At 68.7% G+C, this 22,380-nt stretch carries 16 protein-coding genes; 12 read left to right on the top strand and 4 right to left on the bottom strand.

Annotated features, from left to right (window positions below):
* Positions 1-2: 2 nt before the first annotated feature.
* From EDC25_RS06945 to EDC25_RS06920, 6 genes are all read left to right on the top strand, one after another.
* The gene (locus tag EDC25_RS06945) at positions 3-3,161 is read left to right on the top strand and encodes an efflux RND transporter permease subunit (protein WP_132577352.1); all 3,159 of its coding nucleotides are present in this window, start codon (positions 3-5) and stop codon (positions 3,159-3,161) included.
* A 162-nt stretch (positions 3,162-3,323) separates the two neighbouring features.
* Positions 3,324-4,682 carry a glutamate--cysteine ligase gene (locus tag EDC25_RS06940; protein WP_243695107.1) on the top strand — a complete coding sequence of 453 codons (1,359 nt, stop codon included), beginning with the start codon at positions 3,324-3,326 and terminating at the stop codon, positions 4,680-4,682.
* 17 nt (positions 4,683-4,699) lie between these two features.
* A complete protein-coding gene (locus EDC25_RS06935) occupies positions 4,700-5,461 on the top strand; it encodes a UPF0149 family protein (protein ID WP_123522275.1) in 762 nt (253 codons plus the stop codon).
* Positions 5,462-5,542: 81 nt separating this feature from the next.
* Positions 5,543-8,278: a phosphoenolpyruvate carboxylase gene (gene ppc, locus EDC25_RS06930; protein ID WP_132577351.1), complete on the top strand. Its 2,736-nt coding sequence runs from the start codon at positions 5,543-5,545 to the stop codon at positions 8,276-8,278.
* A gap of 386 nt (positions 8,279-8,664) precedes the next feature.
* Positions 8,665-9,282 carry a hypothetical protein gene (locus tag EDC25_RS06925; RefSeq protein ID WP_132577350.1) on the top strand — a complete coding sequence of 206 codons (618 nt, stop codon included), beginning with the start codon at positions 8,665-8,667 and terminating at the stop codon, positions 9,280-9,282.
* Between the two features lie 281 nt (positions 9,283-9,563).
* Positions 9,564-10,301 carry an SDR family NAD(P)-dependent oxidoreductase gene (locus EDC25_RS06920; protein WP_123522274.1) on the top strand — a complete coding sequence of 246 codons (738 nt, stop codon included), beginning with the start codon at positions 9,564-9,566 and terminating at the stop codon, positions 10,299-10,301.
* 70 nt (positions 10,302-10,371) lie between these two features.
* On the opposite strand, the gene EDC25_RS06915 is transcribed toward EDC25_RS06920, so the two are convergent.
* Together EDC25_RS06915 and EDC25_RS06910 are read right to left on the bottom strand one after the other, a co-directional pair.
* On the bottom strand, positions 10,372-11,313 hold the full coding sequence (locus EDC25_RS06915) for an aldo/keto reductase (RefSeq protein ID WP_132577349.1): 942 nt from the start codon (positions 11,311-11,313) through the stop codon (positions 10,372-10,374).
* An 83-nt stretch (positions 11,314-11,396) separates the two neighbouring features.
* Entirely contained in the window at positions 11,397-12,233 is an 837-nt protein-coding gene (locus EDC25_RS06910) for a DODA-type extradiol aromatic ring-opening family dioxygenase (protein ID WP_205984981.1), read from the bottom strand.
* Between the two features lie 83 nt (positions 12,234-12,316).
* On the opposite strand from EDC25_RS06910, the gene EDC25_RS06905 reads away from it, so the two are divergent.
* The 3 genes from EDC25_RS06905 (at position 12,317) to EDC25_RS06895 (ending at position 17,297) form a co-directional block, all read left to right on the top strand.
* The gene (locus EDC25_RS06905) at positions 12,317-13,231 is read left to right on the top strand and encodes a LysR family transcriptional regulator (RefSeq protein ID WP_123522271.1); all 915 of its coding nucleotides are present in this window, start codon (positions 12,317-12,319) and stop codon (positions 13,229-13,231) included.
* 58 nt (positions 13,232-13,289) lie between these two features.
* Positions 13,290-14,312: a GGDEF domain-containing protein gene (locus EDC25_RS06900; protein WP_132577348.1), complete on the top strand. Its 1,023-nt coding sequence runs from the start codon at positions 13,290-13,292 to the stop codon at positions 14,310-14,312.
* A 351-nt stretch (positions 14,313-14,663) separates the two neighbouring features.
* Positions 14,664-17,297 carry a putative peptide modification system cyclase gene (locus EDC25_RS06895; RefSeq protein WP_123522268.1) on the top strand — a complete coding sequence of 878 codons (2,634 nt, stop codon included), beginning with the start codon at positions 14,664-14,666 and terminating at the stop codon, positions 17,295-17,297.
* A gap of 17 nt (positions 17,298-17,314) precedes the next feature.
* Here the strand turns inward: EDC25_RS06895 and EDC25_RS06890 are convergent, their stop codons facing one another.
* A complete protein-coding gene (locus tag EDC25_RS06890) occupies positions 17,315-17,587 on the bottom strand; it encodes an NHLP-related RiPP peptide (RefSeq protein ID WP_123522267.1) in 273 nt (90 codons plus the stop codon).
* Positions 17,588-17,735: 148 nt separating this feature from the next.
* Positions 17,736-18,074: an NHLP-related RiPP peptide gene (locus EDC25_RS06885; RefSeq protein ID WP_123522266.1), complete on the bottom strand. Its 339-nt coding sequence runs from the start codon at positions 18,072-18,074 to the stop codon at positions 17,736-17,738.
* Positions 18,075-18,206: 132 nt separating this feature from the next.
* Between EDC25_RS06885 and EDC25_RS06880 the strand changes: the two genes are divergently transcribed.
* The 3 genes from EDC25_RS06880 (at position 18,207) to EDC25_RS06870 (ending at position 21,867) form a co-directional block, all read left to right on the top strand.
* A complete protein-coding gene (locus EDC25_RS06880) occupies positions 18,207-19,373 on the top strand; it encodes a putative peptide maturation dehydrogenase (RefSeq protein ID WP_123522265.1) in 1,167 nt (388 codons plus the stop codon).
* Between the two features lie 89 nt (positions 19,374-19,462).
* Positions 19,463-19,981 carry a c-type cytochrome gene (locus EDC25_RS06875; protein WP_123522264.1) on the top strand — a complete coding sequence of 173 codons (519 nt, stop codon included), beginning with the start codon at positions 19,463-19,465 and terminating at the stop codon, positions 19,979-19,981.
* Between the two features lie 11 nt (positions 19,982-19,992).
* Positions 19,993-21,867, top strand: coding sequence for an ExeM/NucH family extracellular endonuclease (locus EDC25_RS06870; RefSeq protein ID WP_164484061.1), 1,875 nt, complete (start codon positions 19,993-19,995; stop codon positions 21,865-21,867).
* Positions 21,868-22,380: the final 513 nt, after the last annotated feature.

Raw genomic sequence — 22,380 nt, 5'->3', positions numbered from 1 at the left:
CCATGGAATCGAACCGTTACAACGACGACCACGAAGGCATCATCGGCTGGTTCACGCGAAATCCGGTCGCCGCCAACCTGCTGATGGCGGTAATCATGATCGCCGGCTTCCTGTCCTACCAGGGCATCCAGAAGCGCACCTTCCCGGCCTTCGAATCCAACCTCGTGCAGGTGGTGGTGCCATACCGGGGCGCCGCGCCCGCCGAGGTCGAGGAAGGCGTGGTGGTGAAGATCGAGGAAGCCGTCGCCGACATCGAGGGCATCAAGGAAATCCGCAGCACCGCGCGCGAAGGCAGCGGCATCGTGCAGATCGAGGTGATGACCGGCCACGACACCACCAAGGTGCTGGACGACGTCAAGTTGCGCGTCGATGCGATTCCGAACTTCCCGGCGGAAACCGAGAAGCCGATCATCTCCGAGGTGCTGTTCGAGCAGCAGGTGGTCTGGGTCACCGTGTATGGCGACCTCGACGACCGCGCGCGCAAGAACCTCGCCCGCCAGGTGCGCGACGAGATCCTCGCGCTGCCCGGCGTGCGCAAGGTCAACCTCGCCGGCGACCGCGCCTTCGAGATGGCGATCGAGGTCTCCGAGGCCGACCTGCGCAAGTTTTCGCTGACCTTCGACGAGGTGGCCACTGCGGTGCGTCGTTCGTCCATCGACCTGCCCGGCGGCAGCGTCAAGACCGACGCCGGCGACATCCTGCTGCGGACCAAGGGCCAGGCATACACCGGCGCCGAGTTCGCCGACATCGTCCTGCGTACCAATCCCGATGGCACGCGCGTGCGCCTGTCCGATGTCGCCACCATCCGCGACGATTTCGTCGAAAGCGAAGACTATGCACTGTTCGAGGGGCAGCCCTCGTTGAGCATGAACGTGGTCGCCATCGACGGTGGCGACGACATCGCGATCAGCGAGGCGGTCAACCGCTACCTCGAGCGCAAGCGCGCGACGCTGCCTGAGGGCGCGAAGCTGGCGGTCTGGGGCGACACCTCGTTCTACCTGAAGGACCGTCTCGACATGATGGTCAAGAACATGCTGATGGGCACGCTGCTGGTGTTCGCCTGCCTGGCACTGTTCCTGCGCCTGAAGCTCGCCTTCTGGGTGGCACTGGGCATTCCCATCGCTTTCCTCGGTGCGCTCTGGCTGATGCCGCTCGGTCCGTTCGCGACCAACATCAACCTGATCAGCCTGTTCGGCTTCCTGCTCGCACTGGGCATCATCGTCGACGACGCGATCATCATCGGCGAGAGCGTGCACACCGAGACGCAGCGCCACGGCAACAGCGTCGCCAACGTCATCCGCGGCGCCCGCAAGGTCGCGCTGCCGGCGACCTTCGGCGTGCTCACCACGATGGCCGTGTTCATCCCGATGCTGTTCGTCGAGGGCGGCTTTTCCGTGTTCCTGATCGGCGTGTGCTGGGTGATGGTGCTCTGCCTCGGCTTCTCGCTGGTGGAGTCCAAGCTCATCCTGCCGGCACACCTGGCCGGCATGAAGCCGCTGAACCCCAACCCCGGACCGCTGGGTCGCATGCAGCGTCGCTTCGGTGCCTGGCTGGAAGGATTCATCGAACGGCGCTACCGCCCCGCTGTCAGCGTCGCGATCCGCAATCGCGGCATCACGCTGGCGATCTTCCTGTCGACCATCATCCTGGTGTTCGGCATCCTCGGTGGCGGCCTGGTGCGCTTCGTGTTTTTCCCCGACGTACCCAGCGACTTCATCCAGGCCAACCTGCGCCTGGCCGATGGTTCCTCGGTGCTGTCGCGCGATGTCGCCCTGCAGCGCATGCAGGACGGCATCGCCCAGGTCGAGGCGGACTACCGGCGCGAGGTCGATCCGGAGGGCACCTTGCTGCGCAACACCCTGGTGTTCACCAGCGGCGATACCGGCGGCCAGCTGGTGGTGGAGCTGACCAAGGGCGAGAGTCGCGAATGGGATGCCTTCCAGATCAGCGAGCGCTGGCGCGCCCATGTCGGCGAGATCGCCGGCGCCAAGGAGCTGCGCATCTCGGCCAGCACCAACCCCGGCGGCCGACCGGTCGACATCCGACTGGCCAGCGAGAACATCGACGCGCTGGAAAAGGTGTCGGCGGAACTGGCGACGCGCCTGCGCGAGTACAACGGTGTCTACAACATCGAATCGACCTTCGACGCCGGTGCGCAGGAAGTGCGCCTGGCGATCCGTCCGGAAGCGCAGGCGCTCGGCCTCACCCAGGTCGATCTCGGTCGCCAGGTGCGCCAGGCGTTCTACGGCGAGGAAGCGCAGCGCATCCAGCGCGGCAAGGACGAGATCCGGGTGATGGTGCGCTACCCGCTCGACGAACGCCGTTCACTGTCCGACCTGGAGCAGATGCGCGTGCGCACGCCCGATGGCGCCCAGGTGCCGTTCGCCACCGTCGCCGATGTCACCGTCGATACCGGCTACTCGCGCATCAACCGCATCAACCGCAAGCGTTCGGTGCGCCTGCTGGCCGATATCGACACCGCGATCACCAGCGCCGAGGAAGTGGTCCCGGCCTTCCGCAAGACCGTGCTCGCCGACGTGCTGGCGCGCTATCCGGAGGTGATCGAGACCGGCGGTGGCTCGGCGGCCGAAAGCGCCAGCGCGCAGTCGCAGATGAACCGTGCCCTGTTGATCGGCCTGTTCCTCATCTACGCGCTGCTGGCGGTGCCGCTGCGTTCCTACGCGCAGCCGCTGATCATCATGTCGGTGATTCCGTTCGGCGTCGTCGGTGCCGTGCTCGGGCACTGGATCATGGGCCTGAACTTCTCGATGATGAGCATGTTCGGCGTCGTCGCGCTGGCGGGCGTCCTGACCAACGATTCGCTGCTGATGCTGCACTTCATCAATCGCGCACGCGCCGAGGGCATGACCGTCGAGCAGGCGGTGGTCGAGTCCGGCACGCAGCGCTTCCGCGCCATCTGGCTGACGTCGCTGACCACGTTCTTCGGCCTGGCGCCGATCCTGCTGGAACGCAGCCTGCAGGCGCAGCTGATCATCCCGATGGCGACATCGCTGGCCTTCGGCATCATGTTCGCCACGGTAATCACGCTGTTCCTCATCCCGACGCTGTACCTGAGCCTGTACAACCTGCGCCAGCGCTTCCGCCGCAAGGCCGTCACGGCGGCGGCGACGGCCAAGGTCGGCGGCATCGGCATCGGCTGAGTCCGGTTTCCGGCACAGCGCGCAGCCCGGGGCCAACGGCCTGCGCGCGGTGCCGGGGGCGCCGCCGCACCCCGTCGCAAGGGTGACCGCGTGACCTGCCCGCGGGCATTGTCTTTGCGGCGGCGCAACCTTACTGTTCCCACTTTGCTACTGGAGTACGGCGTGGCCGACGCATCGCCTGTGATCAACGATCGCCACGAGCTGGTCGACTGGCTTGCCGCGGGTGGCAAGCCGCGCGAGCGCTGGCGCATCGGCACCGAACACGAGAAGTTCGGGTTCACCTGGGACGACCTGCGCCCGCTGCCCTACGACGGCGATCGCTCCATCCGCGTGCTGCTCGAAGGCCTGCGTGACCGCTACGGCTGGCAGGGCGTGCACGAAGGCGAGACGCTGATCGCGCTGGAACATCCGGACGGTGCCAACATCACCCTGGAACCGGCCGGCCAGCTGGAGCTGTCCGGCGCCCAGCTGGAGCACCTGCACCAGACCTGCTGCGAGGTCAACGGGCATCTCGCACAAGTGAAGAGCATCGCCGACCCGCTCGGCATCGGCTTCCTCGGCATGGGCTTCCAGCCGAAATGGTCGCGCGCCGACATGCCCTGGATGCCCAAGGGTCGCTACGCCATCATGCGCCGCTACATGCCCACGCGCGGCGATCTCGGCCTGGACATGATGACGCGCACCTGCACCGTGCAGGTCAACCTCGATTTCGCCGACGAAGCGGACATGGTGCGCAAGTTCCGCGTCGCGCTGGCATTGCAGCCGGTGGCGACCGCGCTGTTCGCCGATTCCCCGTTCACCGAAGGTCGGCCGAACGGCTTCATGAGCTTCCGTTCGCAGATCTGGACCGATACCGATCCGGACCGCACCGGCATGCTCGACTTCGTGTTCGAAGACGGCTTCGGTTTCGAGCGCTACGCCGACTACCTGCTCGACGTGCCGATGTACTTCGTCTATCGCGATGGCAATTACATTGATGCCGCCGGGCAGAGCTTCCGCGATTTCCTCGACGGCCGCCTGCCGGCGCTGCCGGGCGAGCGTCCGACGATCAAGGACTGGGCCGACCACGCCACCACCGCCTTCCCGGAAGTGCGCCTCAAGCGCTACCTGGAAATGCGCGGCGCCGATGGCGGGCCCTGGGGCAGGCTGTGTGCGCTGCCGGCGTTCTGGGTCGGCCTCCTCTATGACGACACCGCGCTGGATGCCGCGTGGGACCTGGTGAAGGACGTCTCCATGGCCGAGCGTAACGCGCTGCGCGACACCGTGCCGCGGCTGGCGCTGAAGACGCCCTTCCGCGACGGCACCGTGCTCGACCTGGCGCGGCAGGCGGTGGCGATCGCGGCAGGCGGCCTGGCGCGTCGTGACTACCGCAACACACACTCGGCCGACGAGCGCATCTACCTGGAGCCGCTGATCGAGTTCCTGGACGCCGGCCTGTCACCGGCGGAACAGAAGCTCGCGCTGTACCATGGCGAGTGGAACGGTTCGGTCGATCCCCTGTTCCGGCAATTCGCGTACTAGCCACCGGGACAACGCCGATGACGAACGCCAGCGCCAACGTCGAACACACACCGATCAGCGCTGGCGAGCTGGATCGACTGTCGGAACTGCTCGAGCGCTACGGCGACCCCGACAGCGGCCTGACGCTGGAAGGCCTCGACGGCTTTTTCTCCGCCGTCGCCGTCGGCCCCGGCGACCTGATCCTGCCGGCCGAATACCTGCCGGAAATCTTCGATCGCGAGCCGCAGTTCGAAACCCGCGAGGACGCCTTCGATACCGTGCACCTGCTGACGCGGATGAACAACCACGTCGTCTGGCGCCTTGCCCATGGCGACGATGGCAATGGTCCGCTGCTGCAGCCGCTGCTGATGATGCCGGTGGACAACGACGACCGGCCACTGGAACCGCTTCCCGACGACTTTCCGCTCGGCGCCGCCTGGGCGCTGGGCTTCATGCGCGCCGCGCAACTGCGCGCGACCGACTGGCAGGCCTGGTGTGCCAGCGACGACGGCATCGCCAACGACTTCTCGCTGATCGTCGACCTGACGCTGGTCATGCCCGAGCAGCTCGACGATTTCGGCATCGACGCCGAAGTCGGCGTGCCGGTCCTGGCCGACCGCGAACTGATCGTCGCCGAGCTGGGCAGCATCCTGCTCAACATGACGCGCCAGCGCGCGGGCGAAGGCGACGTCGGTGTCGAAGGCGCTGTGCCGCTGGATCTCGCCGTCACGCCCTGTCCCTGCGGATCCGGCCGGCTGTACGGCGCCTGCTGCGGTGCGCCGGCGCGGTCCTTGAACTGAAAGGCGTTCGATCGCCGGCAGCGGTGCCGGCCGCCGACACCGACAATGCCGGGGTGCCGGCGCTGCTGTAGGCTTCAAGGCATGCAGCAGACCTCCGACGATGCCTTCGAAGCCGCGCGCGACAGTGACTTCATCGCCGCCGACCAGCCCTTGCGCGATGACGTGCGCCGACTCGGCACCCGTGTCGGCGAAGTCCTTGCCGAACAGGTCTCGCCGACCTTCCTGCAGCAGGTCGAGACGATCCGCCGCTGCGCCATCGACCGCCGCGAATCCTCGGCACCCACCGCGGCGCTGCACTATTACCTGCAATCGCTGCCGGCGACGCAGGCCGACCTGATCGTCCGCGCCTTCACCACCTACTTCCAGGCCACCAACCTGGCCGAGCGCGTGCATCGCATCCGCCGCCGCCGCGACTACCAGCGCCAGGACGCCGGGCCGCAACCGGGCAGCCTGGAAGCAATTCTGGCCTTGCTGAAGGAACAGGGTGTCGATGCGACACAGGTGGCGGCGCTGTTGCCCGACCTGCGCGTGGAACCGGTGTTCACCGCGCATCCCACCGAGGCGGTGCGGCGCGCGCTGCTGGAAAAGGAGCGCGACATCGTCCGTCGACTCATCGACGACATCGACCACACGCGCACGCCCCAGGAGCGCGGCAGCGACGACCAGCGCATCCACATGGCGCTGGCGGCGGCGTGGCAGACCGCCGACGCGCCACCGGAAAAGCCGCAGGTCAGCGACGAGCTGGAACATGTCAGCTACTACCTGCGCGACGTCCTCTACCGCGTGGTGCCGGCCTTCTACGAAGCCTTCGCCGCCGCCTGGCAGTCGGTATACGGCAACGAGGTCGAGTTGCCGCCGCTGCTGCGCTTCGCCACCTGGGTGGGCGGCGACATGGACGGCAATCCCAACGTCGGCGCCGATACCATCGCCCACACCTTGGCTGCGCAGCGCTCGCTGGTGCTCGACGCCTACCAGTCCGACCTCAGGGAACTGGCCAGCCTGCTCAGCCAGAGCACCCGCCGCGTCGGAATCGACGGCGCAGTGCTCGAGCGGCTCGACGCCTGCGTGAAGCTGTTGCCATCAGCCGCGGATCGCCTGCGATCCCGGCATGCCGACATGCCGTATCGCCAGCTGCTGCTGCTGGTCGCCGAGCGCGTCGCACTGACCGCCAGCGATGACGAAGCCGGTTACGACGGCGTCGACGGGCTGGCCGCCGATATCGCTCTGGTCGCGGACAGCCTCGCCGCGCACAACGGCGCGCACGCGGGCCTGTTCGCCGTCCGCCGCCTGCAGCGACGCATCCAGACCTTCGGTTTCCATCTCGCCACGCTGGACATCCGACAGGATTCGGCGGTACACGACGTCGCCCTCGCGGCGCTGTTCGATGATCCGGAATGGTCGCAGCGGCCGGCGCCGGCGCGCCTGGAGATGCTTGAATCCTTCCTCGCCGGCAGCGATGACGTGCCCTGCCCGGAGGCGGCCGACGCGGCGTCGACGCTCGCCGTGTTCCGAACCATCGCGGCAGCCCAGGCCCGTTATGGCGGCCTGGCGATCGGCCCCTACATCATCAGCATGAGCCGCTCGGCCGCCGACGTGCTGGCCGTGCTGGCGCTGGCACGCATCGCCGGCTGCGTCGATGGCGACGGACAGGTGCCGCTGGACGTGGCGCCGCTGTTTGAAACCGTCGACGACCTCGCCGCTTCGTCGGCGGTCATGGGCGAACTGCTCGGCAGCCGTCGCTATCGTGCGCATCTTGCCGCCCGCAGCCAGCGCCAGATCGTGATGCTCGGTTATTCCGACAGCGCCAAGGACGGTGGACTGGTCGCCTCGCGCTGGGCGCTGCAGCGTGCGCAGGTCGAGCTGACCGGACTGGGCCGCGCGTGGCGGACAAGGATCGAGTTCTTCCATGGCCGCGGCGGCTCGATCAGCCGCGGCGGCGGCAAGACCGGACGTGCCGTCCTGGCCGCGCCGCGCGGTTCGGTCGGCGGCGTGCTGCGCATCACCGAACAGGGCGAGGTCATCCATCGCAAGTACGGCATCCGGGCGCTGGCGCTGCGCAACCTCGAACAGATGACCGGTGCCGTGCTGCGCGCGACGCTGAAGCCCCGCGACCCGGAACCCCGCGAGTCGCAATGGCGCGCGATGATGGCCGACATCGCCGGCCAGGCGGCGCTGCACTATCGCGGACTGGTCCATCGCCATCCGGACTTTCCCGCCTACTTCCGCGCCGCCACGCCGATCGACGTGATCGAGCGCCTGCGCATCGGATCGCGGCCCTCGCGCCGCAGCGGCGCCGACGAGGGCGTCGACCGGCTGCGGGCCATTCCCTGGGTCTTTGCCTGGTCGCAGAACCGTTGCGGCCTCACCGCCTGGTACGGCGTCGGCGCCGGCCTGCAGCGCGGCATCGACCGCTACGGCCTGGGTGCCATGCGCGACATGGCGAGCGACTGGGCGTTCTTCGACACCCTGCTGTCGGATGTCGAGATGGTGCTGGCCAAGTCCGACCTGGCGATCTTCGAGCACTACTCGAAACTGGCCGGCGCGCTGCACGCCGGATTCTTCCGGCAGATCGAAGCCGAGTTCATGCGGACGCGCGCGCTGATCCTGTCGCTGCGCGATACCACGCAACTGCTCGCCGGTGACCGCCGCCTGCGCCTGTCGATCCGCCTGCGCAATCCCTACGTCGATCCGATCAGCCTGCTGCAGGTCGATCTCCTTCAGCGCTGGCGTGCCGGCGACCGCAGCGACGACGGCCTGCTGCACAGCCTGATCGCCACCGTCAACGGCATCGCCGCCGGCGTGCAGAACACCGGCTGACACCGGTCCATGCGCGGCAAGGCAGGTTGGAGCGGGGCCACCGCCTTCTGGACGCCAGGCGGAAAAAAGAAGTCGTTCCGGTTGTTCCTGGGCGGCGCGTTCGGGGTTGCCTACGTGGGCGCACCCGGGCCGGGGCGCCCGTTGCCAGTGGCCGGGCTGGGTGTCGACGCCGGCTCCTGCGCCCGTTTGAACCTCCGGATCGCGATGGATAGCGGCGGACAATCAGGGGTGACCGAGGGTCGGCGACGGCTGTCGGGACCACACCCAGGGCCAACTCATACAAACGTGAATTTTTGTGTCGGGCTTGTGACGAATTGAAAACCGGCCTTGATCCGGAGCGTGTCGAGGATCACAGTCTGGCCAAACTGACGCATGGGAGTGACGTCATGTTTGGTTGGTCGTCCACATCGTCCGCCGACACCGCCCCGGCGGCGGAAGGCGGCGTTCCGCCGGCCCCGGTTGCCATCGGCCGGAGCGGGCTCACCCGCCTGCTCGTGGACCGCATCCAGGACAGCCGGCGCGATCCCTTCGCGGTGGTGATGCTGGACCTGGCCGGCCGCGCCAGTGGCAGCGACCGGCCACCGCAACCGCTTCCCGCCGCGGCGCGTGAACACATTGCCCAGCGCCTGCAGACACGGCTGTCGCAGCTGGCCGGACATGGCGAACTGGACGAGTCGCTTTCCGTTTTCATCCTCGCCGGCGCCGACACCCGGGCCGCACTGGAGCCGTTGCGGCAGGCACTGGCCGAGCTGTGCCAGCACAACGTGCTCGCCGACAGGCAGTGCTACAGCGTGCGCTGGCGACTGGCGGCGACGTTCTATCCGGGCGACGGGCACGCGCCCTGCCGTCTGCTCCACGACGTCCAGGCCTTGCTGCGCAACGAGCCCTGGCACGACGGCGTGTCGGCGCCGCGCGGCGCCGCACAGGCGGCGACGCCGGTCCGCGCCCCGGCGCTGTCCGAACTGCGGGTGCCGGTGGCGACGGATCCGCTGGCGCTGTTCTGATCCATCGGGCAAGCGCACGGTCGTGACCTGACATCACCGGGGGACGGCCGCATCGGGCGGCATGGCGCCCTGCTCACGCCCCGGTCTCCGCCTGCTGCTGCGCAGCGACCCTGCCGGTGCCTTGTCTATCGCCGCCCGGCGCCAGCGCTGCGTGGGCGCCGGCCGCATCCCTGACACGGCGCGACAGGACGCAGCGTTTTCCGGGCTTTCAATGACCGCGGTCAAGGCTGCCGGGCCCTGGCAGTGCAAGGCTGGGACATCAACCGCTCAGGAGGCAGATGATGCGAAGTTCACTTGCGGGCAGGATCGCATTGGTCACCGGGGGCGCCCGCGGGATCGGCGCGGCCATCGCGCGCCGGCTGCACGAGGATGGCGCCGGCGTGATGATCACCGACCTTCGAGCCGAGGACGGGCAGGCGCTGGCTGCCGCGCTCGGCGGCCGCGTCTGCTTCATGGAGCACGACGTGTCCGACGACGATGCCTGGCGCGCGGTCATCGAGGCCGTCGTCTCGGTGTTCGGTCGCCTCGACATCCTGGTGAACAACGCCGGCATCTATGAACCGGGTGGCATCGCGGACGCGTCGCTGGACGACGTCGAGCGCCAGATCCGGGTCAACCAGATGGGCGTGTTCCTGGGCATGCGCCATGCGATCGCGCCGATGCGGTCCGCCGGTGGCGGCAGCATCGTCAACATCAGTTCGATCGCCGGCCAGTGCGGCTTCCCGGGCGCCGCCGCCTATGTCGGCACGAAATGGGCCGTGCGCGGGATGACCAAGACGGCGGCGCTGGAACTGGCGCCCGACCACATCCGCGTCAACTCGGTGCATCCGGGTTTCATCGATACGCCCATGCTGGACCGGAACCCGCCGGAAACCAACCAGGCCGGCGTCGAGGCGACCCCGCTGAAACGTCTGGGCAGGCCGGAGGACATCGCTGCCGCCGTGGCCTGGCTGGCGAGCGACGATGCCGGCTTTGTCACCGGCTCTGAACTGACGGTGGACGGCGGCTGGCTCCTGTAAGGCATTTGATGGCGGTGCGGGAGCGCGCCCGGTTTCGTCGCCGATCCGGGCGTGCCGGCCGCGCGTTCGCTCAGGCCGATGCGGCGTTGTCCAGTCGCGACGTCGCCTCGGCTGGCAGCACCAGCTCGGCGGCGGCCATCAGATCGTCGAGCTGCGCCAGCGAGGTCGCGCTCGCGATCGGTGCGCTCACCGCCGGCTTGGCCATCAGCCAGGCCAGCGCGACCTGTGCAGGCGTGGCGGCCAGCTCCTCGGCCACTTCCCGCAGGCTGGCCAGCACCCGAAGGCCGCGGGCGTCGAAGCAATGGCGCAGGAAGCCGGCCCGCGAGCTGCCTTCCAGATCCTCGATGCGCCGGTACTTGCCGGTCAGGAAACCACTGGCGAGCGCGAAATAGGCGACGACACCAAGACCCTGTTCGCGGGCCACCGGTGCCAGCGTGGTCTCGAATCCACGGTCCAGCAGGTTGTAGCCGGGCTGCAGCACTTCATAGCGCGCCAGGCCTTCCCGCGCCGCGATGCGCAGCGCCTCGAGCACGCGTTCCGGGCCGTAGTTGGACGCGCCCAGGGCGCGCACCTTGCCGGCGCGCACCAGGCGGTCGAACGCAGCCAGCGTTTCCTCCAGCGGCACCGAGGCGTCGTCCTCGTGCGCGAAATAGACGTCAATGTGGTCGCTGCGCAGCCGCCGCAGTGAATCCTCGACAGCCGCCTCGATATTGGCCGCGGACAGGCCCTTGCGTGGCTGCCACTTGGCGACCTTGGTCATGACGATGACATCGTCACGGCGTCCGCGGCGCGCCAGCCAGCGGCCGATGATCGTTTCCGACTCGCCGCCGGCCAGACCCGGTGCCCAGGCGGCATAGACGTCGGCGGTGTCGATGGTGTTGAAGCCGCGCTCGACGAAGCGGTCGAGCAGCGCGAAGGAGCGCGCCTCGTCCGCGGTCCAGCCGAAGACATTGCTGCCGAAGACCAGCGGCGCGATGTGCAGGCCCGAGCGGCCCAGGGGACGTGTGTTCATACGGTGGATTTCCTGAAGCGGATCCGGGACAGGATGCGCGCGGCAACGCGGCCGGCGCCGAAAAGGGATGATCAGCCTCGATGTCAGCCGAAGCGGAACGCCGACAGCCACGTCTGCAGGACCCGCTGCGAATACACCTGGCGGCCGGGATCCTCGCCGGCGGCGCCGGCGACCACCATCAGCGGCAGCAGGTGCTCTTCGGCGCGGGGCGGGTGGCAGTCGCGGGCGTTGGGCGCCTCGCTCCAGCGCCGCAGCCGGGCAGCGCGCTCCGTGGCCGGGCTTTCCACGGCGGCCGTCAGCCAGTCGTCGAACCGCTTCGACACCGGCGTATAGCGCGGATCCCCGTAGCCGCGCATGTTGTGGAAGCTCATGCCGCTGCCGACGATCAGCACGCCTTCGTCGCGGAGACCCTGCAGCGCGCGGCCGGCGTCGAGGTGCGCAGCCGGCTCCATGTCCTGCCGCAGTGACAGCTGCACGACCGGAATGTCAGCGTCCGGGAAGGCGACCTTGAGCGGAACGAACACGCCGTGGTCGAAGCCGCGTTCCGGATCCACCTGCGCCGGTTCGCCGGCCTGTTCGATCAGTGCCGACACGCGCGCGGCCAGGGCGGGTTCGCCCGGCGCCGGCCAGGCCAGTTCGTAGGTGTGCGGCGGAAAGCCGCCGTAGTCGTAGATCAGACCCGGGCCCGCATGGCCGGTGACGGCGAACCGCGGCGCCAGCCAGTGGCCGGACACGACGAGGATCGCGCGCGGTCGCGCTGGCAGGGTGCCGGCCAGCCCACGCAGGAAGGCGGCCATCGCATCCCAGGTGTCGGGCGGATTCCAGTCCATGAAGAAACACGGCCCGGCGCCGTGCGGAATGAAAACCGTCGGCATGCGCGGGCCGGGCGTCGCACAGGATCGGTCGGTAAGGTTGCTCATGCCGCAAGTATGGGTTCTGACCTGCAGGCTCAGAAGACCCGCGATCGTGACAACAGTTCGTACTGATGGTGTTAGATTGGCGCATGGACCGCATTACCGGCATGCGTGTGTTCGCCCGTGCGGCCGGCGACGGCAGCCTGTCGGCCGCGGCACGGCACCTGGCGATGTCGCCTGCCATGGCCACCAAGCACGTCAATGCGCTGGAAGCTCGGCTTGGCGTGAAACTGTTCCACCGCAGCACGCGGCAGCTGCGCCTGACAGAAGCGGGCAGCGAATACCTCGAGGCCTGCCAGCGCATCCTCGCCGAGATCGACGAAGCCGAGGCGGCCGTCACTTCGCAGCAGGTGAAGGCGTCGGGCCTGCTGCGCATGGCGGTGCCGCTGTCGTTCGGACGCGGCTTCATCGCGCCGCTGATGCCCCACTTCGCCCGACGCCATCCGGAGGTCACCGTCGAACTGGGACTCAGCGATGCCCAGGTCGACCTGCTCGCCGGGCAATGGGACCTGGCGATCCGCATCGGCCGGCTGGTGGATTCGCCACTGGTCGCAAGGAAGCTGGGTGACAGCACGATGGTCGTCTGTGCCTCGCCCGACTACCTGGCCGGCCACGGCACGCCGCGCCGGACCGGCGACCTGGCCGGGCACAACTGCCTGGGCTACACGCTGTCGGCGATGCAGGACCGCAAGCACTGGCGTTTCGGCGAGCGCGGCGACATCCGCGTGCCGGTGCACGGCAACCTGCTCGCCAACAACGGCGATGCGCTGATGGCGGCTGCCCTGGGCGGCCAGGGCATCATCTACCAGCCGCATTTCATCGTTGCCGATGCGCTCGACCGCGGTGGACTGGTCGCGCTGCAACTGGACCGGCCGGTCGCGTCGCTGGGTGGCATCCATGTCCTTTATCCGGCGGACCGTCGCCCGCCAGCGAAGGTGCGGGCGATGATCGACTTCCTGCACGATGCCTTCACGCGCGCGCCACCCTTGAATCGCGCCGTGTGAGGGAACCTTCGGCGCAGAAGGGCTAAGATCGAATGTCTGTTGGCGCGTGGGAGGAGCGGTGAACCAGCCAATGCCATCGCCGGGAACGAGCCTGCCCCTGTCGGGGCTGGCGCCCGTCAAGCCGATCCAGCTGCCACGCCAGCTGTCGGAAGCCGAGTTCGGCATGTTCGCCCAGCTGGGCCAGCGTCGCGTCGTGCGTGCCGGCGAAATCGTGTTCCAGCGCGGTGAGTTCGGTCGCAGCATGTTCGTCATCGAATCCGGCCGCGTGCAGCTCGAATTCGGCGACGGCCGTCCGGACAAGCTGATCGGCGCGCGCGAATTCTTCGGCGAGCTGACGCTGTTCATCGGCAACCACGCCCGCGTCGCCAAGGCGACCGTGGTCATCGACGCGACCCTCCACCTCATCGAGCACGAGGCGTTCGAAACGCTGCTGCATGCGCATCCGGTGGTGATGGCCGGCTTCATGCGGCGTTCCTTCGCCTACCTGGTCAGCAGCGAGCAGCAGCTGATCGCCAATCTCAAGCGACGCAACGAAGACCTGCTGGTGACGCTGGATTCGCTGCGTCGCACCGAAGCCGAGCTCGGGACCGTGCAGCGGCTGGTGCAGACCGACGAACTGACCGGCCTGTGCAACCGCCGCGGCCTCTACATGTTCCTGGAGACGCTCGAACGGCGCCGGCTGCCCGGCACCGACATGGCGTTGCTGCTGATCGACGTCGACAACTTCAAACAGATCAACGACACCTGCGGCCACCTCGTCGGCGACCAGGTGCTGCGTGCGATCGCCGGCACCGTCCAGGAAGCGGGCGCTCCCTGCGACCTGCCCTGCCGGCTCGGTGGCGACGAGTTCGCGCTGATCGCCCAGGTGCGCACGCGCGACGACATCGCCCTGCGTGCCAGGCAGATCCTCAATGGCGTACAGGCCCTGCACCTGCCCGGCTGCGAGCAGGTCCGGGTCAGCATCGGCGGGGCAATCTGTGACGCAGACAACGATTGGGCGCACTGGTACAGTCATGCCGATGTCGCCCTGTATGAAGTCAAGGCAGCCGGCGGTGACAGCTGGCGGCTCCTGACCCCGTAGCGGGCGCATCGGAGCCGGCCGGATGCCATCCGGCTGTACGGCGCCCGCGATTCACTGGCGGGCAGGGGACCAGAGCTTGAAAGCGCAGCGGCAGTGCACAGCCAGTCCATTCCGGACCGGGCCCGACGGGGTCCGACCTGTGCCGCCTGCGGCGCGGAAGTCCGGCTCCCGCCCCTGCGGCGGGCATGGCTGCGTGCAATCCATGGTTCACAGGGCGCCGCAGTGAACGTCAGCCCGCAGCCGTCGCCGACGGACCCGCCCGCAGCCGCGACCACGTCCGGGGACGATGTCCATGCCCAGGCGCAGCCCGATGTCGGGACAGCCGGGACACAGGCGATACCGGACGGGGCGATGTGCCTGCTGCGCTGCGTGGTGGTCTGTGACCTGGCCGATTCGACGGCATTGTTCGAGCGGCTTGGCGACCAGCGTGCCGCCGAACTGATCCGCCGCCACGACCGCCTCGTGCGTGACCTGATCCGGGAACATGGCGGCCAGGAGATCGACAAGACCGACGGATTCCTCGCGCTCTTCGAGCGGCCGGTGCAGGCGGTCGGCTTCAGCCTGGCCTGCCAGCGCGCGCTGCGCCGGTTCTCCACCGAGGAAGAGCTGCCTCTGGCGGCGCGCATCGGCGTCCATCTCGGTGAGGTGGTGCTCTGGCAGAACAGTGCCGACGACATCGCCAAGGGTGCCAAGCCGGTCGAGGTCGAGGGGCTGGTCAAGCCGCTGGCCGCGCGCCTGATGAGCCTGGCATCGCCGGGCCAGATCCTGATGTCGGGCGTTGTCTACAGCATCGCCCATCGCGCCGAAGGTGAACTTGGCGCATTGATGCCGCGGGTGCGCTGGCGGTCACACGGGCGTTACCGCTTCAAGGGCGTTCCGGAGCCGGTCCAGGTTTTCGAGGTCGGTGAGGAGGGCATCGCGCCGCTGCGCGCACCGTCCTGGAGCGGCAAGGCGTACCGCGAGGTGCCGCTGTGGCGGCGACCGCTGATGCTCGCCGTGGAAATGATCGCCCTGCTGGCCCTGTTGTCGATCCCGCTGTGGGACTTTTTCCGGCCGCAGCCGGCGATCGCGTTCGCCGAACGGGACTGGGTGGTCGTCGCCGACCTGCGCAACCTCACCGACGACCGCCGCTTCGATTCGTCCCTGCACGAGGCCTTCCGCATCGGCCTGGAACAGTCGCGGCACATCAACGTGCTCTCCGACCTGCAGGTCAGCGCCGCGCTCGAGCGCATGCAGCGTGATCCCAACAGTGCGGTCGACCGCACCGTCGGATCGGAAATCGCCCTGCGCGAGGGTGCGCGGGCACTGATCCTGACGTCGCTGGCCGAGATCGGCGGCCGCGTCCGGTACACCGCGGAAGTGGTCGACCCGGTCACCCAGGCCACGGTCTATGCCGAGTCGGCCGATGGTGTCGGCGTCGCTTCCGTGCTGTCGTCGGTGGACCGCGTCAACCGGCAGTTGCGCGAACGCCTGGGCGAGGCCCTGGCGGCGGTCACCGAAGACAGCATGCCGCTGGAAAAGGTGGCGACCGCGAACTTCGATGCACTGCGCGCCTACACCATGGGCATGCAGGCCAAGCGCGCCAACCTCTTCAACGACGCGCTGGCGCTGCTGCGCCAGGCGATCAATACCGATCCGGAATTCGGCCGCGCGCGCCTGGAGCTGTCGGCGCTGCTGGTCGAAAACGGCGACCGTGCCGGCGCCTTGCTGGAACTGCACCGGGCCATCGAGAAGCCGGAGCGGCTGAGCGTGCGCGACCGCCTGCATGCCGAGGCGTCGATCGCCAACCTCAGCGACACGCCGGCCAAGGTGATCGAGCGCTGGCGCCTGCTGGCCAATCTCTACCCCGATGATTTCCGCGCGCAGGGCGCCCTGGGCTACAACCTCTGGTACTTCGGCAACCGTTACGACGATGCCATCCGGGCCGTGGAGCACAACGCGCATCCGGCCAATCCGCGCCGCGGCCTCGGCCATTACCTGCTCGGCCAGCTCTACATGGGACAGGAGCGCTTCGACGAGGCCATCGAGCAGTTCCGTGCTTCAGAGGAGCTGGGTCGCCGATTCGAGAACACCGCCTATGCGAGTGCGTACGCGGCGCGCAACGAGTTCGCCCTGGCCCAGCGCACGCTGGCCCGCGGGCGCGCGTCGGGTTCGGTGTACAGCCAGTTCGGACGCATGCTCACGGCAGCCACCTTCAAGCTCGACCAGGGCGACTGGGCCGGCGCCAGCAAGGACCTGGCGAGCGGCCATGAGTGGTCCGACATCACCGACAACCTGCGCCAGTCGCTGTTTGGACTGCAACTGGGACTGGCATCGCTGACCGAGGAGCCGGAACGGTTCGCGGGACTTCTCGACCAGCGGCTGAAGTCGTTTGTCGCCGCGCGGATCACGCAGGATCCGCTGTGGTACGCCGAACACCAGCAGCGCGTGCTGCTGGTGGCCTGGCTCGCCGCCCGCGCCGGACAGGTGGCGATCGCGCGGCAGGCGATGGCACACCTGGACAGCGAACTGAAGATCAGGGAATACCCGATCCTCTGGCAATGGCATGACATGGTGGTCGCGGAACTGATGCGCGCCGAGGGCAAGCCGGATACCGCGGTCGGGATCCTTCGCGGCATTGCCGATGACGACGATCGCCTGGTCCTGGTCCACGTCTCGATGGTGGACGCCCTGGCCGAAAGCGGCCAGCATGCGGCGGCGCTGGAGGAAGCGCGCTGGCTGACCGGACATCGCGGTCGCGCCTACTCGGAAACCACGGCGAACATGATGGTGGTGCCGCTCAACGTCGCCTACTCGCGGCTGGGCTGGCTGTTCCAGGCCGAGCAGGCGATCCAGCTGGGCCAGGCGGACGTGGCCGCTGCCGCGCTCGAGCGGTTCTCACATGTGTGGCTGACGAACCAGCTTCCGCCGCCGGTCAGCGGGCGCTGGGCCGCTGCGCGCGCGGCCGTCGCCGAACTGGCGACCGGGCGGGGCGCCGGGTCGTAGGGCCCGGCTCCGCCGACTCAGCGCAGACGCGCCTCCGGCGTCTGCATGCCCACCGCCGCCAGGAATGCTTCGCTGTTGACGTCCTTCAGCAGCTCGGCGAACTTCTCCTTGGGCGCAAGGGTGCGCGGGTTCACGCATCCCGGGTCGAGCGATGCCAGCATCTCGTCGGAGATGCCGAGCTGTTTCATGGCAGCCCGCGGGTCTTTCTCGAACAGCGTCCGGAACGCATCGTCCTCGGCAAGCTTGCGGATCAGGGCGATACCTTCTTCCTGCGGCAGTGTTCCAGCCATGGCGTGTTACTCCTTCCGTGCAAGGCCGCAAGTCTAGCAGCGCGAACGGATCGGAGACGGATGTATTCGATTCCGTCCAATCCGGGTGCCGGCCGACCGCCATTGCCGGGCGTCGCTGTTGGCGACGCCCGCCGGCGCGCGCCGGGACTCAGGCCCGAAGCGCGGCCGGGAAGTCGGCGACCGCCGGCATCTGCTGTGCGGTCGCACCCAGGCGTGCCGCCAGCGCCGCCTGCGGCACGGCCATCTGCATTGCAATGTCGAATGCCTCGCCATTGATGTTTTCGAGCAGCGAGACAAATGCGGCCTTCGGCGCCAGCGTGCGCGCGAACTTGCACTTGGGACCCAGCGACTCGATGATTTCCGTGCTGATTCCCAGCTCGGTCATCGCGGACGATGGATCGGTTTCGAACAGACCGCGAAAAGCATCATCGTGCGCGAGCCGGCGGATCAATTCGATTCCCTTGTCACGGGGCAGGCTTCCAGACATGTCTGCACTCTCTCTGGTTCGAGTAATGGTTTGGCGATTCTAGAAAGACTCCACCGCCGTTGCCAATGACGGCGGACCCGTTGAAATCCCATCATCGCCGCTGCGATCCCTTTTGTCTTGTCCGGATATTCCATGCGCCTGCGTCGCTGCCATGCCCTGTTGATCGAACCCCGCGAAACCCGCGAACTGGATATCGCCGCCGTGTTCGCCGGCGAGGCGCGGATGCGCAGTCGCATCGAATGGAGGGGCTTGGCTGCCCACCGTGACGACTGCGTCACACTTTCGGATGCGGAAGTCCTTGCCCTGGGCGAGGTGTCATCAACGGACTGGACGGAAGGCGAGGATTTCGTGCGCAAACACGGCGAGGCTGTCGTCCGGCGCCTGCTCGACAACGGATTGCTGGAAACGGAGGACGCCCCCGATGCCGGCGACGCCATCGTGCGTGAAGGGCACTGGCATCGGATCGCCGCCGTCGCCCACCGCCACCTGCGCTGGCAGGACACCGATACGCAGAAGACCACCGAGGCACTGGCCGGCGACAGCTCGCTGCCGCCGATGCTCGAGCGCCTGGGTCCGCCACCGCCGCCGGTGGCGCCGCGTGTGGACGCGGCCAGGCGCCAGCCACTGCCGGCCAGTCCCGAAACCGGTTTCGACCGGCTGCTGTCGCGACGGGTGACCTGCCGCAACTTCGACCCTGCGCGACCGCTGCCGCTGGCGATGCTGGCGACCATCCTGCAACAGGTCCATGGAGCGCGCGCGACCGCTGAAGTCACCGGCGTCCCGTTGCTCAAGAAGGCGGTGCCGTCGGCCGGCGGCCTGCATCCGGTCGAGGCCTGGCTGCTGGTTCGTCGGGTCGACGGGCTTGCGCCCGGCCTGTACCACTATCACAGCACCGACCACGCACTAGAGCCGATGCGTGCGCTCGATGCCGAAGAAGCCGACGGGCTGGCGTTGCGCTTCGTCGCCGGCCAGACGTGGTTCGCGCAGGCGCCGGTATACGTGATGCTGGTGGCGCGATTCCAGCGCAACTTCTGGAAGTACCGCGGCCATGCCAAGGCCTATCGCGCCGTCATCCTCGATGCCGGCCACCTGTCACAGGCGCAGTACCAGCTGGCCACCGAACTGGGCCTGGGCGCCTTCATCACCGCGGCCGCCAACGAAGGCGAGATCGAGCGTGCCCTGGGCCTGGAGCCGATGCGCGACGGTGTGCTGGCGGTCACCGGCTTCGGCTACCGCGCTGGCGAGATGGTCGATCTGGAGTTCGATCCCCTGAAGGCGGTCTGGCCCGCCCCGGCCTGAGCGTCGCCGGCGCCGGGGAAAATGCCCGGCACCAATACGGACTGCTATACTGCGCGGCCTTTACGGTCGCCGCCGCCAAGAGTTCTGCCGTGAACAACACTGACCTCACCTTCCTCAAGAAGTTCGCCTCGCTGATCGCCGGTTTCGTGGTGCTCTCGCTGGTGCTGATCACCGTGGCGTTTTCCGTGCACGGCCGGCACAAGGGCGACACGCGGACCCCGGAACAGCTGGCCGCCGTGCAGGCACGCATCGCGCCGGTCAGTGGCGTCTATGCCGGCGCTTCCGGCCAGATGGCGCAGGCGGCCGCCGAAGCCGCCGCCGCGGCTGCCGCGCAGGCCCAGGTGGCGTACGGCGGCACGCTGGACGGCTCGGTGATCTACGGCAACCTCTGCAAGACCTGCCATGACACCGGCGCCGGCGGCGCGCCGACGATGACCCGGGCCGCCTGGAGCGACCGCATCGCCAAGGGCACGGATACCCTGGTCCAGCACGCCATCGACGGCTTCCAGGGCAATACCGGCATCATGCCGCCGCGGGGTGGCAACCCGTCGCTGTCGGACGACCAGGTCCGCGCCTCGGTCGAGTGGATGCTCGAGAACATCAACTGAGGCTGATGGCCGTGCGCCACTGCTCCGGACGCCGCCTGCGGGCGGCGTCATGCCGTCCGGCCCTTGCCCTGGCCCTGTTCGCCGCCCTGTACGGCTGCGATGACGGTCGTCCTGCGGCGACCGCGTCCGATCCGGCGCCGGCCGCACAGCAGGATGTCTGCGGTGGCGCCGCCACCGCCATCGCCAGCCTGCCGCGTCGCAGTGGCGCCGGCATCGCCGAGTTCGGTCGCGTCACCGTCGAGGGCGTGGTCAGCGCCGTCTACCTCGATGGCCTCGGCGGATTCTTCCTGCAGAGCGCCGACGGCGAGGACGACGGCGACGAGCGCACGCCGGAAGGCGTGTTCGTCGAGGCCCGTGGCACCGCGCTGCGGCCGAAGAGCGGCGAGCGCCTGCGCGTATCCGGGAAGTGGTCGCGCAGCGACGACCGTGCGGCCGCGACCTGGGCGCTGCGCGACGTCGAGCGCATCGAAGCCTGCGGCAGCGGGTCCGCACCACGGCTGGAGCTGACCCGGCCGCCGGAGGACTGGTCGCGGCTGTCCGGCATGTACGTGCACGTACCCGGCCCCGTTGTCCTCAGCGGAAACGAATCGCTGCTGCGCTTCGGCGAGCTGACCATCGCCTTTGGCGACCAGCGCCTGTACGCCGCCACCGAAGTCGCGCGCCCGGGTCCGCAGGCGCGCCGCGCCGAGAACGAGAACCGTCAGCGCAGCCTGGTCGTCGATGACGGCCGCGACGGCGAGTACCCGAGGTCGCTCTGGCAACTGCCCGTGCCGGTGTCGGCACAGGCGCCGTATCGCGTCGGCAGCCAGCTGCGTGGACTGGAAGGGGTGATCGACCATCGCCTGGGCCGCTGGCGCCTGCAGCTGGCGCGTCCCATCGTCGCCGTCGAACAGGCGCCCCGCCCCGCCGCCCCGGCGCGTGCCGAGGACGGGCTGCGCATCGCCAGCTTCAATGTCCTGAACTTCTTCAACGGCGACGGCAGCGGTGGAGGTTTTCCGACCGACCGTGGCGCCGCCAGCCGCGAACTGCAGCAGCGCCAGCGCAACAAGCTCGTGGCGGCCATGCGTCAGCTCGACGCCGACGTGCTGGCGCTGATGGAGATCGAGAACGACGGTTACGACAGCGGCAGCGCCATCCTCGAACTGGCCGACGCGCTGGCGCCGCCGCCCCGCGGCAAGGAAAGCGTCTGGCGGGCCGTGCAGCCCGCCGGGCTGGACCGCCTCGGCGCCGATGTGATCAGCGTCGGCCTGCTCTACCGCGCCGACCGCGTCGAACCGGTCGGGGCGGCGTACACGCTCGACAGCGGCCCGTTCGACAGCGACAGCCGCATGCCGCTGGCGCAGGCGTTCCGCCCGCTGTCCGGCGAAGGCCGGCCCTTCCTCGTCGTGGTCAACCACTTCAAGTCCAAGGGCGGCTGCGCCGACGCCAACGAGGCCAATGTCGACAAGGGCGACGGCCAGGCCTGCTACAACGCCGTGCGCCGCGACAGTGCCGAGCGCCTCGCGCAGTGGCTGGCCAGCGATCCGGCCGGCATCGGCGCCGGCGCCGCACTCATCCTCGGCGACCTCAACGCCTACCGCCGGGAAGACCCGGTCCGCGTCCTGACCGGGCAGGGCTATCGCGACGTGCTCGCCGGGCAGGCGCCGGAGGATGCGCCGCCACCGCACAGCTATGTGTACCAGGGCCAGGCCGGCCTGCTCGATCATGCGCTGGCGGGCAGTGATCTCGCTGCGCGCGTCCTCGGCGCCGGCGTCTGGGCGATCAATGCCGACGAGCTGCCGGAGTTCGCCTATGACGGCGACAGCCGCAGCGGCCGCCGCCTGTACGCCGCCGAACCCTGGCGCAGCTCCGACCACGATCCGGTCTGGGTCGATATCCAGCCCTGAGCCGGGGGAACGGAGACGCGGCCGGATTCCGCGCGTCCTGCCACCAGCTGGCGCCCGGGCGTCCGCGGCAGCGTCACTTGCCTGGTGTCCAGCCATCTGAGGGATGACCGGGATTCGCTCAGCTCCGCTGCGCGACGCGGGATGCCGCGCCTGCCACGTGGGATCCGCCGCGCCGGTGCCGACCCGGCGTCCGCCCACGCAACGCGGCCACCCGGCGGGCCCGGAAACCGAAGCGCTCCATTCCTCGACCGCGACGTCCTTCAGGAGGTGCGGTCTGGTACCGCCCATGCCGGCCCGGCCTGATTGCCTCGACACCGCAATGGCGTCGCCGGCGACAGCGGACGTTCCATTTCCAGCTGCAGCGGCCTCGGCATCGGAAGCAACGGATGGACGCATGCAGTCGCACCATTTTCGCCCGACAGGCGCGGGTCGCAGCGGCGCCTAGCGCATCATTCGCCACATCGGAAAGGTGAAACCCGACTCAACGACAGCGGAAGTTTCACCGCCCGTTGC

The sequence above is a fragment of the Pseudofulvimonas gallinarii genome (assembly GCF_004343305.1).
Classification (GTDB): domain Bacteria; phylum Pseudomonadota; class Gammaproteobacteria; order Xanthomonadales; family UBA2363; genus Pseudofulvimonas; species Pseudofulvimonas gallinarii.
This window is presented reverse-complemented; position numbering and strand designations above follow the sequence as displayed.

Excerpts from the sequence above, each read along its gene's own strand:
- EDC25_RS06885 (WP_123522266.1), bottom strand. The coding sequence starts at position 18,074 with ATGTCTGGAAGCCTGCCCCGTGACAAGGGAATCGAATTGATCCGCCGG.
- EDC25_RS06925 (WP_132577350.1), top strand. The coding sequence starts at position 8,665 with ATGTTTGGTTGGTCGTCCACATCGTCCGCCGACACCGCCCCGGCGGCG.
- ppc (WP_132577351.1), top strand. The coding sequence starts at position 5,543 with ATGCAGCAGACCTCCGACGATGCCTTCGAAGCCGCGCGCGACAGTGAC.
- EDC25_RS06935 (WP_123522275.1), top strand. The coding sequence starts at position 4,700 with ATGACGAACGCCAGCGCCAACGTCGAACACACACCGATCAGCGCTGGC.
- EDC25_RS06880 (WP_123522265.1), top strand. The coding sequence starts at position 18,207 with ATGCGCCTGCGTCGCTGCCATGCCCTGTTGATCGAACCCCGCGAAACC.
- EDC25_RS06895 (WP_123522268.1), top strand. The coding sequence starts at position 14,664 with ATGTGCCTGCTGCGCTGCGTGGTGGTCTGTGACCTGGCCGATTCGACG.
- EDC25_RS06945 (WP_132577352.1), top strand. The coding sequence starts at position 3 with ATGGAATCGAACCGTTACAACGACGACCACGAAGGCATCATCGGCTGG.
- EDC25_RS06915 (WP_132577349.1), bottom strand. The coding sequence starts at position 11,313 with ATGAACACACGTCCCCTGGGCCGCTCGGGCCTGCACATCGCGCCGCTG.
- EDC25_RS06905 (WP_123522271.1), top strand. The coding sequence starts at position 12,317 with ATGGACCGCATTACCGGCATGCGTGTGTTCGCCCGTGCGGCCGGCGAC.
- EDC25_RS06920 (WP_123522274.1), top strand. The coding sequence starts at position 9,564 with ATGCGAAGTTCACTTGCGGGCAGGATCGCATTGGTCACCGGGGGCGCC.
- EDC25_RS06910 (WP_205984981.1), bottom strand. The coding sequence starts at position 12,233 with ATGAGCAACCTTACCGACCGATCCTGTGCGACGCCCGGCCCGCGCATG.
- EDC25_RS06890 (WP_123522267.1), bottom strand. The coding sequence starts at position 17,587 with ATGGCTGGAACACTGCCGCAGGAAGAAGGTATCGCCCTGATCCGCAAG.